General features: G+C 53.3%; 12 protein-coding genes and 1 pseudogene. 6 read left to right on the top strand and 7 right to left on the bottom strand.

Features of this window, described 5'->3' with window-relative positions:
- Positions 1–41 precede the first annotated feature (41 nt).
- The 5 genes and pseudogenes from tnpC to NL154_RS04035 all read right to left on the bottom strand — a co-directional run bounded on the left by tnpC (position 42) and on the right by NL154_RS04035 (position 3,935).
- Positions 42–1,610 (bottom strand): IS66 family transposase, encoded by a 1,569-nt coding sequence (gene tnpC, locus NL154_RS04055; RefSeq protein WP_434733630.1) that lies wholly within the window; start codon positions 1,608–1,610, stop codon positions 42–44.
- Positions 1,611–1,678: 68 nt separating this feature from the next.
- Positions 1,679–2,026 carry an IS66 family insertion sequence element accessory protein TnpB gene (tnpB, locus tag NL154_RS04050; protein WP_221144469.1) on the bottom strand — a complete coding sequence of 116 codons (348 nt, stop codon included), beginning with the start codon at positions 2,024–2,026 and terminating at the stop codon, positions 1,679–1,681.
- Between the two features lie 249 nt (positions 2,027–2,275).
- Positions 2,276–3,322: an acyltransferase family protein gene (locus NL154_RS04045; protein WP_434734141.1), complete on the bottom strand. Its 1,047-nt coding sequence runs from the start codon at positions 3,320–3,322 to the stop codon at positions 2,276–2,278.
- 222 nt (positions 3,323–3,544) lie between these two features.
- Positions 3,545–3,706: pseudogene (locus NL154_RS04040) on the bottom strand (glycoside hydrolase family protein); the annotation flags it as partial.
- A complete protein-coding gene (locus tag NL154_RS04035) occupies positions 3,681–3,935 on the bottom strand; it encodes a hypothetical protein (protein ID WP_221122617.1) in 255 nt (84 codons plus the stop codon). The pseudogene NL154_RS04040 and the gene NL154_RS04035, both read right to left, overlap by 26 nt.
- 266 nt (positions 3,936–4,201) lie before the next feature.
- Between NL154_RS04035 and NL154_RS04030 the strand changes: the two genes are divergently transcribed.
- Genes NL154_RS04030 through NL154_RS04005 form a run of 6 tightly spaced genes read left to right on the top strand, consistent with a single transcriptional unit; the run spans position 4,202 to position 10,677 of the window.
- Positions 4,202–5,188 (top strand): lysylphosphatidylglycerol synthase transmembrane domain-containing protein, encoded by a 987-nt coding sequence (locus tag NL154_RS04030; protein ID WP_434733629.1) that lies wholly within the window; start codon positions 4,202–4,204, stop codon positions 5,186–5,188.
- A 5-nt stretch (positions 5,189–5,193) separates the two neighbouring features.
- Positions 5,194–6,522, top strand: coding sequence for a glycosyltransferase family 2 protein (locus tag NL154_RS04025; RefSeq protein WP_221122615.1), 1,329 nt, complete (start codon positions 5,194–5,196; stop codon positions 6,520–6,522).
- 1 nt (position 6,523) lies between these two features.
- The gene (locus NL154_RS04020) at positions 6,524–7,300 is read left to right on the top strand and encodes a class I SAM-dependent methyltransferase (protein WP_434733628.1); all 777 of its coding nucleotides are present in this window, start codon (positions 6,524–6,526) and stop codon (positions 7,298–7,300) included.
- Positions 7,301–7,305: 5 nt separating this feature from the next.
- Entirely contained in the window at positions 7,306–8,046 is a 741-nt protein-coding gene (locus tag NL154_RS04015; RefSeq protein ID WP_434733627.1) for an FkbM family methyltransferase, read from the top strand.
- Positions 8,047–8,074: 28 nt separating this feature from the next.
- A complete protein-coding gene (locus NL154_RS04010) occupies positions 8,075–8,920 on the top strand; it encodes an FkbM family methyltransferase (RefSeq protein WP_434733626.1) in 846 nt (281 codons plus the stop codon).
- A gap of 59 nt (positions 8,921–8,979) precedes the next feature.
- The gene (locus tag NL154_RS04005; RefSeq protein ID WP_434733625.1) at positions 8,980–10,677 is read left to right on the top strand and encodes a hypothetical protein; all 1,698 of its coding nucleotides are present in this window, start codon (positions 8,980–8,982) and stop codon (positions 10,675–10,677) included.
- Positions 10,678–10,751: 74 nt separating this feature from the next.
- On the opposite strand, the gene NL154_RS04000 is transcribed toward NL154_RS04005, so the two are convergent.
- Both NL154_RS04000 and NL154_RS03995 read right to left on the bottom strand, forming a co-directional pair.
- Complete coding sequence (locus tag NL154_RS04000) at positions 10,752–11,312, bottom strand: acyltransferase (protein WP_221122610.1); 561 nt, start codon at positions 11,310–11,312, stop codon at positions 10,752–10,754.
- Between the two features lie 50 nt (positions 11,313–11,362).
- A complete protein-coding gene (locus NL154_RS03995; RefSeq protein WP_434733624.1) occupies positions 11,363–12,721 on the bottom strand; it encodes a hypothetical protein in 1,359 nt (452 codons plus the stop codon).
- Between the last annotated feature and the right edge of the window lie 94 nt (positions 12,722–12,815).

Genomic DNA, 12,815 nt, shown 5'->3' with positions numbered 1-12,815 from the left:
GGATTCCTTTTTTGGTGTACTGCAGGTGACCGCGGCAGTGATCATTGGTTGGCGGCCTCGACCACGTTCCATGGCAACAGCTCATGGACCCTATTGATCGGATAGTCGGCGATGCGGGTGAGGACGTCGCGAAGATAGGATTCGGGATTGAGACCGTTGAGCTTCGCGGACTCGATCAGCGACAGAATGGCGGCGGCGCGCTCGCCGCCTTTATCCGATCCAGCAAACAGCCAGTTCTTGCGGCCGAGCGCGATAGGGCGGATTGCCCGCTCGGCGGCATTGTTGTCGATCTCGATGGTGCCGTCGTCAAGGAAGCGGCAAAGCGACGCCCAGCGGGTAATCGCATAGCGGATCGCCTCCGCCGTGCTGCTTGCGCGCGGCAGTTCCGTAAGCATCTTGTCCCACCACCGCCGGAGCGCCTCGATCTTCAGCTTGGCCTGGCGCTGGCGAATGTTCTTGCGCTTTTCCGGCGGCGCTCCGCGGATGGCATTCTCGATGTCGTAGAGTTCGCCGATCCGGACAAGCGTTTCTTCGGCGATCGGGTGCGTTCCGGGGCTGGTGGTTAGATCGAAGAACTTGCGGCGGACATGCGCCCAGCAGGCCGCCTCCTGGATGGCGGCAGGTTTGTCGGGTTGGGTCGCTTCATAGAGTTCGCGGAACCCGGCATAGCCATCGGCATGCAAGATGCCCGAGAAGTCTACGAGGTGGGCTTTCGGATGCTCACCCTTGCGATCCGGACTGTAGAAGTAGGAGACGGCGGGGGGCGTCTCGTCGCCCCAGGCACGACCATCGCGAACGTAAGTCCACAGCCGCCCGGTCTTCGTCTTGCCCTTGCCTGGCTCCAGCACCGGAACCGGCGTATCGTCGCCGTGCAGGCGGCTGCCGGCGAAGACGTGCGCGCGTAGTTTCGCGACGAGCGGCTCGAGCAGAGCACTGGCCTTGCCGACCCAATCGGCCATGGTCGAACGGGAAAGATCGACGCCTTCCCGCGCATAAATCTCTGATTGCCGGTAGAGCGGAAGGTGATCGCAATATTTGGCGGTCAGCACATGCGCGACAAGACCAGCTCCCGGCTTGCCACGCTCGATCGGCAGCGACGGCATCGTCCCTTTGATGTCAGTGTCGCAGCCCTTGCAGGTGAAGCGCGGTTGCACATGGCGCACCACCCGGAAGGAGGCCGGAACATAGTCGAGCACCTCGGTGATGGCCTCGCCGTTGCGGATGAAGTCGGAACCACCGCAGACCGGGCAGGCGCAAGCCGCCGGGTGAACGACCTCCTGTCGCGGCAGATGATCCGGCAATGGCTGACGGCTCGGCCGCGCCTTCTCGCGAGTGCCCGAGAGGGAACCCGCAGAGACCTCGATCTCCGCGTCCGCCGCCTCGATGTCTTCCAACGCCAGCTCAAGCTGCTCGATCGAGCGTTCGATCTTCTCCGACGAGGTACCGAAGCGGGCCCGCCGCAGGACGGCGAGCTGGGCCTTCAGCTTCTCGATCAAAGTGTCACGCGAGCGCAGCCTTTGGCTTTGACGCGTCAGTTCTTCGGCCTGCGCGGCGATGATCGCGCGCAGGCTCTCGACGTCATCCGGCAGCTCGGAAAGGCTTTGTTCCATGGCCGGAACGTATAGCTGATTTGGCCTAAGATCACCAGCTATAGCAATGGAAACATTGCATTTTTACCTCATGCGGTGCGCTTCGGCGCAGCGGTCCATGACGGCCGGCGCCAGTCGATCCCTTCCCATAGCATCGCCAGTTGCGCTGCCGTCAGCCGGGCTGTGCCATTGGCAACCGAGGGCCATGGAAAGCGACCCTTCTCCAGGACCTTGTAGTAAAGGCAAAAGCCTTGGCCATCCCAGAACAAAAGCTTGATACGGTTGCCGCGCCGTCCGCGAAAGACGAACACCGATCCCGACGCCGGCTTTTGCCGCAGTGCCGTCTGCACCAGTGCCGCTAGTCCGTCGACCCCCTTGCGCATGTCGGTCGCCCCGCAGGCGAGATAAACTCGCGCATTCGCACCTGGACCTATCATGCCTCTTCCACAGACCGGATCAGGGCCTTCAGCGTTGCCAGCGCAATCGAGGCATCGACCTTCAGGACGCGGCCACCTTTGCAGCCGATCTCAATGCGCGACGGCTGCTTCACCGGACGCTTACCTCGCGCCAGTTGGCGAGAGCATGGGAGGCTCCAGATTTTGAACACGGCAAAGCACCCGTCTCGAAAGGAGACGGGCGACCTGTTTTTCGCTATTCAGTAAGGTCGACACGTTCAATGAACGCTATCAAGTAGTCGGATAGATCCGATCACGAACCCTGAATATCGGCTGCTCGATGTATTTGTAGGACAAGGCGGCCAACAGCAGCGTGATTGACGTGAAAGCCCAAAACTCAGTGAAACCATGCAACTGACGTTGGATGCCAAAATTTGGCTCCAGCCAAAGCGGTGTTATGACGAAAAAGAACGTGTAGTTCACGACCTGATGATAGACATAGGCACCGTAGCTACGCTTGCCTATGAACACTAGGACGGGATTTTCCATCACCTTCGCTGCGGTTTTCGCGCCGCCAACAGCGAAGAAAAATATAAGCGATGAGGCGATCATATAAACCGGCACATCGGCAAGCGCTTTTCCAACAAGGCTACTCCGAAACGCGAATATTCCTTGGCTCATCTCTGTATATGACAGCAGGCAGAGTGCCGCGATGCCAACCACCATCATCGCCGAGAAGCAGCGCGACACCGCTGGGGTAATCCGAACTGTCGAGGTGATGATGGCGACCGCTGCGCCGGCAGCAAGTGAATCCAGATTTCCGAGCGTGACCAGAACGTTCGCCTGGCCAAGATCGGCGTACCAGGCGAAAGTACGCCAGCCGATCGCGACCGCAAATGCCCCGAATAGCGAAAGCTTCCAAGCATTCGGCCGGAAGAAGATAACGATCGGGGCCCAGAAAACGTAAAACTGCTCTTCAACTGCAAGCGACCACCACGGAGCGGCTGGTCCGTAAGTTCCGATATCATTCCGGAGCACCACATTTGAAAGATTTTGCACGAAGAAGACGTGATAAATCGCATCCTCCCGCACAGCACCATTCAATCCCATGCAAATGACAAATGCGAGCGCCAGATAATAGATAGGCTGGATTCGGAAGAATCGCCGACCATAGAACCCCTTGAGAAGCTGTACCCCCTCAATCCGAGGTCTTCGGCGAGCCAGGCCTATGAGTATTCTCGTGATCAAAAACCCGCTGATCACGAAGAATATTAATAGGCCGCCCCGCCCCCATTCGGCGACTTTGTTGAGATACGGGATTGGTGACCAATGAGCCATCAGCACCAAAAGCAATGATATTGCTCTAAGCCCATCCAATCCACGTATGCGACCGCGCGCTTGTATCTCCGACTCCCGATGTGCAAGAGCATCCAACGTCCAATCCCTCCGTCTCTCGGCGGGAATAGCGCAATCATGCCGGGATTGGAAGCGCCCCCAAAGGTTACTCGCGTCAGAGTTTATTGTTTGCGGGGTGTCACGATGGCCCAGTTGGCGCGCTTGCTCGCCCGGCTTCACACCGTTGGTGCTGCCGTAGCAGATCGTCCACGGCTGGCCTTGAGTGGCCGGGTCCGGATAGGCGTGCTGCCGGAGCCCTTCGAAGCTTCCGACCAATGCAACTGCCATCGCGGCTGCGGCGCTACCTTTCTGCAGGCGGTTTGCCATTCAGTTCTCCTGAGATTTTCTGCTGGACGAAGACGCGGGCGACGATCGCCGCCGCAGCGAAGAGCCCCGATGCCGTAGACATGCCAATCTGGATGTAGAGGTTGCGCGACACCCAAGTTGCGGCGACGAAATTGATCACGGGCTCAAGGACTATGAAGAGCAGCGCCAGCGCCATCAGACGGACGGACCAGGCGTGCCTGACCACGGCGCGCCAGTTGTGGACGAGCATCGGGAACTCCGGAGGGCTGTGGATAAACCCGCCTCCCGAACGGAGACGAGTGTTGAACTGTGGCTCCGCGGCGACCCAATAAAGGTACCGCTCAGTACAATAATCGTTGTCTATTGCTAAAGTTTTCTCTTAAGGGTAGTCGAGGGCCGGAATACGGCTAAAGCGGTGCCGCTCTGTATGTCGTGTTCCCAGATTTGCCGGGGCCAGTGGCAGGAGTCACGGCCTGTCTAGCCTTCAAGACTCTCAGGTTTCGAAGATCGAATTAGATGGCCGCACAAGCTCGTTCAAAAATAAGTGCTCGCACTTTTTTCGCTTATCTTGTGAGCCTCGCACTGCTTGCGTTCCTGGTTAGCTCGATCAGCTGGCAAGATACTATTCGTATACTTAAGGAAGGCGTTCACCCAGCATCTCTGTGGCCATTTTCGATTACGGCTCTTTTGATCGCCGTGATATACGGTTGCCGTTGGCAGCTGCTGATAGGTGGAAAACTTAACAAGAGCACCTCTCTTATAGCCTCCATTCTCTGCCTCGGCGGCAATATGTTTCTCCCTGCAAGAGGTGGAGATCTGTTGCGAGTCCACTACAGCCATGTCGTAGGCCGAATAGCTCAAGCCGAGGTATTTGGCAGTCTAATGGTTGAAAAGGTAATCGATCTGATTACGATCGCTGCCGTCGGCGTATTAGCTGCTGTAATCCTAACACTATCGATGGATTCCGCCCACACTGACATACTATTTGTTTCAATATCTTCGGCTCTCGGACTTGCATTCGGTGCAATTGTGCTAGTGAAATACCTTAACGCGCTTCTCCTGAGATGGGCCCGCGCGGTATTCACTTATTTCGGGCATGAATCCTTCTTTAATAGACATGTCGCAGTGCTAATACGCAGCGTGGGTGAGCAAATGACGCTCAACAACCTGTTCTCTCCCAGCATTCTTACATTGTTAATGTGGTTGTCAGCGTACGCTCTTTCGTATGTGTTTGCCGCACAATTTGTGGGAGTGGCACTCAGCTACGAAGAGGCGCTCGTCGTGTTGTTCGCAGGGGCTCTAGGCCTGATGCTTCCTGCTGCACCCTCTGGTATCGGAACTTTTCATGCTTCAGTAGTTTCTGCATTCATTCTCCTGGGGCGCTCATCCGCTGAAGGCTTTCTTGTAGCGACAGCTATCCATCTCCTATTTTTCACAGCTTATGTCCTGCCGGCAGCGATCCTTTACGGCCGGTGGCGCTTGGCGCGCGTCTTGCAAAGTTAGAACTAATGAGAGAATATTTCTATTCCCTTCTCCGGAAGTACCTGGAGCTTTTTATACTTCCTCAAAATTCCGTCGTAGAAATCGATCCTGCTTCGTCACTTCTAATAGGTGCGATGCCCCAAGGTCGAGTCGCGTTCCGTCCAGAGTCTAGCGAAAGCCCCTCCGCTGAGAGCTTTCGAGAAAATGCAGTGCTTCCTTATCAACAGCTTAAGCAAACCTGCGCCGAATACTTAGTGATCGGTGGACTTATCCACTATGAACGCGACATTCAAAAGCTATTCGCCGATCTGCATAAGGCGTGCCATCCGGAAACCCGCCTCGTTCTTACCTATTATAGCGCCCTATGGCGACCTTTGGTTAATCTCGCGTCGGCCCTGGGCTGGCGAGGCAACTTACCTGAGGCAAACTGGTTAGCGCATGAGGACGTTCGTAACCTGCTGGAACTCGAAAATTTCGAGTTGATCAGCTTAGATCAAAAAGTCCTAGTCCCGCTGTATATTCCGCTCGTCAGCAACTTTATCAACCGTTACATCGCCCCTCTGCCAGTATTCAGAAATCTTTGTCTTTTGAACATCGCCGTCGCAAGACCTATAGCGATGAAAGAAGTCGACGCGCCATCCGTCTCCATCATCGTGCCCGCTCGAAATGAGGCCGGCAATATCGACGCAATTGTCAGGCGCATTCCACCCATGGGGCCCAAAGACGAAATTATCTTCGTCGAGGGCAATTCAACGGATGAGACCTGGAGTGCGATCCAGGCCGCACAAGCCCGCTATGGATCAGAGCGTAGAATTCTAATTGACCAGCAAGAAGGAAAGGGAAAAGGGGACGCTGTTCGAAAGGGATTCCGCCTTGCTTCGAATGAAATCCTTATGATTCTTGATGCAGATATGACCGTTCCACCCGAGGATCTTCCAAAATTCTACGCTGCGATTAAGGACAACAAGGGCGAATTCATCAACGGAACCCGGCTTGTGTATCCAATGGAGAAGAAAGCGATGCGCTTCTTCAACCTACTAGGGAACAAGTTTTTTGCTATGGCCTTCTCGTTTGTTCTCGGCCAACGGTTCAAAGACACCCTCTGCGGAACAAAGGTTATCAGTAGGTCCAATTATCTGAAGCTCGCCAGAAATCGTTCCTACTTCGGCGATTTCGATCCATTTGGAGATTTCGATCTAATTTTCGGCGCGGCAAGAATGGGCCTCAAGATAGTTGAGGTTCCAATCTGCTATCGCCAAAGGCTTTATGGAGAAACAAATATTTCTCGTTGGCGCCACGGCGTTATCCTATTGGCGATGCTCGCCTTTTCTGCTCGGCGAATAAAGTTCATCTGAGATGAAGATCGAGAATACAGAACTTTACGATCATGACCTAGCAACGACTTTGGAGAATCGTAACCGACTTCAAAGCAATCGCAATCTAATGCTTTGGTATCGCGAACTGTACTCACAGTTGTTCGACGATATCCCAAACTTTTCTCAGAAAAAGGTACTAGAGATAGGTAGCGGCACATCACCACTGAAAATATTCCAGCCGCATGTAACAACTACAGACGTCCTTAATCTCGAATATTTAGACATCGTTTTTGATTGTCATAACATCGCAGACTTACAAGATATCCCGGACCGCAGTATTGATGTGATCACCATGACAAATGTACTACATCACCTGCGTGATCCTATTTTCTTTCTAAGCGGCGCAAGCCGAAAGCTTAAGAAAGGGGGGCAGCTGGTACTCGTTGAACCTTTTTTCTCTGCCGTTTCCTTTCCCTTGCTTAAGTTCTTCCATCATGAACCGGTTAATTTCCAAATTTCGCAACCCGTTCTAGACACGATTGAAGGTCCCCTATCGTCTTCAAACCAGGCAATGCCCTATATGATGTTCTTTTTGCGTCACGATTGGCTAGCACCATTGTCAAATCAATACGATTTAAAGGCGACCAAACTAGGTTATTTTACGAGTATCGCCTATATGGCGACTGGAGGCATATCCAGAGTATTTCCGGTACCACACTGGCTTTATCGGCTCTATCTCCCGCTTGATAGGCGGCTTGCCCGTACGTTTCCCAGACTGTTCGCGTCGTTCTTTAGCGCGCACTTGATCGCAAAGTAACAACGATGAACACAACGATCATCTCCATCGCCAATCTGCTGTATAGGTATTGTTTTCCGCTCTACCACCCAATCTATCGCGTATGGAAGAGCTATTCAGATCGGACTGAGCGAGCGCTACTACGAGAGCTTGTTGGGCCTGACATGACGATTGTGGATGTGGGTGCAAATATCGGGGTTTACACTCGCTTTCTGTCAGGCCTTGTCGGCAGCCGTGGGATTGTGCATGCCTTTGAGCCCGCCCCCGCGAACTATCATAGACTAAGAGAAAATTTGCGGAACCTGGGCAATGTTCGATTGAATCATGCTGCGGTTGGGGAGCGAAGCGGAGCTATCAAACTCTTCATATCTGACGAGTTAAATGTCGATCATCGTACCTTTGACAGCGGTGACGGTCGACAGGCAATCAGTGTCCCAGTCATGAGCCTCGATCAGTATTTCCCAAGCGGAACGCGCGTAGATCTGATTAAAATCGATGTCCAAGGCTACGAACTCAGCGTGTTGCGGGGCGCTGAGCGCGTGCTGCAGGAAAACGTGAATATCAAGATTTTGATGGAGTATTGGCCTTACGGCCTCTCAAAGGCCGGCGTGGATGCGGCAGCTCTCCTCACCTGTATCGATCGACTTGATCTGGAAATACAAATGATCCGCGGTGCTGCTTTGCATAATTTTGACGGCGCTCAGTTTGACCCGCAGGACGCCAGCCAATACTGCAATCTGATCCTCAGCAAACGCTCGCGTCCGTGAGGCCACCAACAACTTAGGACGAAAACACATGCTATCGACCAGCAACAAAATCAGGATTGCGCGCTCTATTTCGACGGCAATTCTTTGGGGGCGCGGTCTTTTTCACCTTCCGTCAGAGCTTATCGCCGTGCGGAGGGGAGTGACTTGGTCTATCGACCTCAAGGAAGGGATAGATCTGGCAATCTACGTCCTGGGTGGTTTTGAGGTGCAAACTCTGAAGCTCTATGCGCGGCTAGTGAACGAAGGCGATGTCGTTCTCGATATCGGCGCAAACATCGGAGCACATACCTTGCCGTTGGCACAACTTGTCGGAGCACGCGGCAAGGTGTTTTCCTTTGAACCGACCGCTTTTGCATTCCGAAAACAGAAGGCGAATATCGCACTCAATCCAATGTTATCGCCGCGTATCAGCGCCCATCAGATGATGCTCATGGCAACAACTGACACTAAATTGCCTGACGCGGTGTATTCGAGTTGGCCGCTAGAAACTACAGGCGATCTGCATGTTGAACATCACGGCCGCCTGATGGGTACAGTTGGCGCGGCTATGAGTACACTTGATGAATTTGTTGCAGCAAACGGGATCGATCGCATTGATTTCGTTAAGTTGGACGTTGACGGAAACGAAAGCGATGTGTTGCTTGGCTCCAAGGCAACAATAGAAAAGTACCAGCCTAAAATTCTATTGGAGCTTGCGCCGTACGTATACAAATCGCAGCCAGAAAAATTTGACGCGATTCTGAATTCACTCTGGAGCATGGGATATGAGATATCCGATGTTGCCAGAAATCGAAAACTACCGCGAAACCCGGACTTTATTAGATCGGTCATCCCCACAGGCGGAGGATTGAACGTGCTCGCCACTAGAGATTGATACCGCGTAAAGCATTTCCGCAGCCACTTTTTGGGGAATTTGGAATCTCAGGAGACATCATGAGCGACTACATTCAACGCGTGCCCAGGATCAGCAGCTTGGTTCTGCTGACTATTTCAGTTTTGTGCACGCACTGGATGGCCTTCTTGAATGAAGGGATATTTGCGGAAGACGCCGGCCTGTTCTCGTCACTATTTTTTAGAGACTGGAACGCAATCATGAACATGTATTCGTCCGCAGCTGTACCAATGTTCACATATTACGTTTGGCCTCTATCTTATATTCCAAATGTTTTTCTTCTTAAATCTGTAGTAATTTTCGGCGTATACGTCGCTGTTATTTTTTCTTATCTTATCGCCTTAAGAAGCGGGTTTCTCAATGAACGAGAATCTTTTTATATTGCGCTTTTTTCGAACCTGCTACCAATAACTACCGTTACAGTAATAATCACATACTCAACTTACTTCAACGCCTATGCGTTATTCTTGGTGGCGACGTACCTATTTATCTCAGTTGAACGGATTCGTGGAGGCCTTCACTACCTCTCCAGAGGGGCATCCCTCCTTATTTACTTTGCGTCATTTACACTTAATTCTTTGCTTGTACTTTACGCCGCTGCTTTCCTCCTTGCATACCTCGTCCACAGTAACGACGCGGCCCGGCGGGTTGGCTTACGAGGGTTCATATCCACATTTTTTTCATTCTGCAGATCAAAACTAGATTTTGCAGCTCTTCCTATCGCATATTGGGCGTATAAGGGATTTTATTATGAGAAAACTGGTCTTTACAAGAATTATAACAGCTTTGATATAAATCTCCCGAGCATCGCATATAATGCTTACCGATTCGTGGTTAACGGAATTGTAAAGCCTGTTGCGTTTAGACCTATTGCAATTTGGTTTGAGTTTAATTTTTATGTATTTTTTGCTGTTTTCATATATTCGATGTTCTTTGTCACTTTATTTTTCCTCCTGAGAACGCCACCCGCCGGGAATCCGGATATCGACAATCGGAGACCAGGCGGCGGCCTTAAGATAGTAAGCTTTGGGCTCTTCTCACTTCTTTGCGGAACTCTTCCCTATATCCTTGTCGGAAAGAGTCCGGAGCTTGGGGTGTTGATGAGAAATGGGATTCTGATGCCCCTTCCCCTGGCCGTGATCGCGGTCGGTGTTTTGCGATTTCTGGAGCGAAAAACGCCTAGCTTGCAGGGCAAGAGAGCTTCGTTCGTGTTACTTCTGGTCGTTCTTACATTATTTACAAATCGGTGGTGGGGAAGTTACGCAGCTTGGCAGGCACGAGCGGCAAAAGACTTGGCGGTCTCGCAATATCTTATTGATAATCCACAATGGTCGACTTTTTCGAACTATTGGATCACCGACAAGTTTCCGATGCCGGGCGAGGCCTCGGAATATGGGTTTGCTGATTATACCTCGAAATTTCACATCATTTGGGGCGGACAGACCAGGATGGCATTTACGCCTCATCACATAGAGTTCTTCGGCATCGACTCGGCGCCAGGCGTAAAGCCAGTTCATTCGACGAACCCCGCTCGTATCGCTTTTTTCTGCGACGCCTGGGCCAGCGCAAAAGATATCGATCTGAGTGGACCGCAAGCTGAGCTTGAAATATCATCCAAAAAAATCTCGTGGGATAACGCATCTCTCGCATACGAGTATCTATATTTTCGCTTTATCAAATCTAGCGAGTTGAAAGCCCACTTAAGTGGCTTGGTAAATGTGACGCTGCGAGCACTTTGACAGTATAGCGGTGTGTGAGACGCCGAGACGCCGGCATTTCCTCACTACCGCTCTTTGTTATTGGCCGGACCGATTTAGCTGCGGTATTTAATGACCTTCGCCGGTGAACCAACTGCAATTGCATAGTCCGGGATGTCCGTAGTTACCACGGAATTTGCCCCGATTACCGCTCCAGTCCCTATCGTAACGTTCATCAATATTTTGGCGCCAGCGCCAATCCAAACATCGTTACCAATTTCGACAAAACCGATTTCGGCCTTCTGAAGCCTGATTGGCGTATCGCGCCTCATGCCGTGGCCGTGATCGATGATCTGGACATCAGAGCCGATTAGGACATCATTGCCGATTGATATCCGGTTTTTCGCCGTAATGATGTTGCGCCGGCCGATTACGGTGTTGTTGCCGATAAAGACTTTGGGCTCTGGCATTGTAAGTTGAAAGAACGACTGGTCTTGGATCGTGACGTTATCGCCAACTTTGAAGATGGCATGACCGACCAGGCGAAACTCAGCGCTGGGCTTCACCACGAGATTCTCGCCGGCCGCGGTGAAATAGCGGAAGCGCTTATAAGCAGTAACGAGCCGTTGGATTATGCCGCCTCGATTGCGATACGATGCCTTGTCGACCTGTGCCATTTCTACTCCCGGCGTGATAGCAGCATGTCAAACACAGGCGTGGAGCTTATTCAAGAGCTCCTTCCGCAAGGGAGATGAAAGCCATCGGTCCAGATCCAGATGCTACCGGTTGACCCGCCCAACGTCATACGAATTTGCCGACTCGTATTTGTCCATATCTCCTGCGATCCCACTGCAAAACCGCTCGCTACCTGGATAGAGCCGACGTTGGCGCCGTCACTGCCAGCGCCGGCTACAAGGGCACCTTGTGCAGGGTCTGATAGCAGAGCCGCGTTGGTCGTTGCCGACGATGTGAACTCGAAGCGCAGCTTCGCCTTGACCTTAACCCCATTTGGCACTGTCAGCGCCAGGAGTGCCGAAGTCGTAGAGATAGCAGCACCGATCGCATCCTTGACCGGCATCACGAACGTATATTCGTCACGTGGATACAGGACAAACGGCCGAATGTTCGAACTTCCATCGGTCAGCACGACGCCGATGCATTTGACGATGGTATAGCCGGTGAGCAGTGTCGTGGTGATGCCGCCGATCGTCGCTGAGGTCGAGAAAACCACGTCGAAAGACAGGTCGGCGTCCTTGCGCATGGCATAGGCGAAGTATGTCGCATTTGCTGCGACGGCGCCGGCATCGAGGCCGCCCGCGCCCGTTCCTGCCGCAAATGTTCCCGTCACCCTTTTGGTCAACGACGCCGCGCTGGAAACGAAACTCGACCCCGACCTGGCCGAGCCGGGGGTGAAGTCGATATGGGTGTTCGGGCTGCTACCGTTGTTGGAAGGGATGAGGCCGACGACGAAATCCCCTACAGCCGAACTATCGGCTTTACTCCCGATCCTGGTGGAAAGCTTATCGGTGAAAAAGGCGGCACCCGAACTTGTGATGTTGACGCTATAGCCGTTCTTGAGAACAAGCGTTGCCGCACCATCGATCGTCTCCGAGCCGGAGGGATCAATCGTCACGTCGCCGCCATCGGCAATGACGCAATAGCGCCAGTTTGCGCCGAGCGTTGCCGCTGCGTTGAGGGTGAGCGTCACGGCTTGGGTAAAGCGATGGACCGCATTGTCGTCGGAGGCCACCGCCGTGTAATCGCCCGACTTCGCCGCATAGACCAACGCCTTGTCGAAGCCGACGTCGACGCCGTTCTGCGTGAACCCTAAGAGCCCGCCACCCTTCAGATAAAGGCCGGTTTGCGGGTTGGTGGCGAAGCCGATGCCGGGCGCCGAAACCGTGCCGCTTGCCGCCTTGAGTGGCGCTGTCATCGGCGCCGAGCCGTCGCGCGGCAGCGAGTTGGTGACTTCGTTGCCAAGGTCGACGGTCAACGCGTTCCATGGCGCGGGATCGATGACCTGGCCGACGGAGGGTGTCGTGCCGGCGGGTTTCGAATAGACGCCGGTTGATGGGTTTCTGGGCATTTTACCTTGCTCCGAAAGGAAGAGGCCCCGAGATTACGAGGCCGAAAGTTGTGCAGTAGTCAAATTGCCGGCGGCGCCATGGTGGCTGCTCCCG

Origin of the sequence: Rhizobium sp. YTUHZ044, from assembly GCF_051123975.1 — a bacterium.
Taxonomy (GTDB): Bacteria; Pseudomonadota; Alphaproteobacteria; order Rhizobiales; family Rhizobiaceae; genus Rhizobium.
This window is presented reverse-complemented; position numbering and strand designations above follow the sequence as displayed.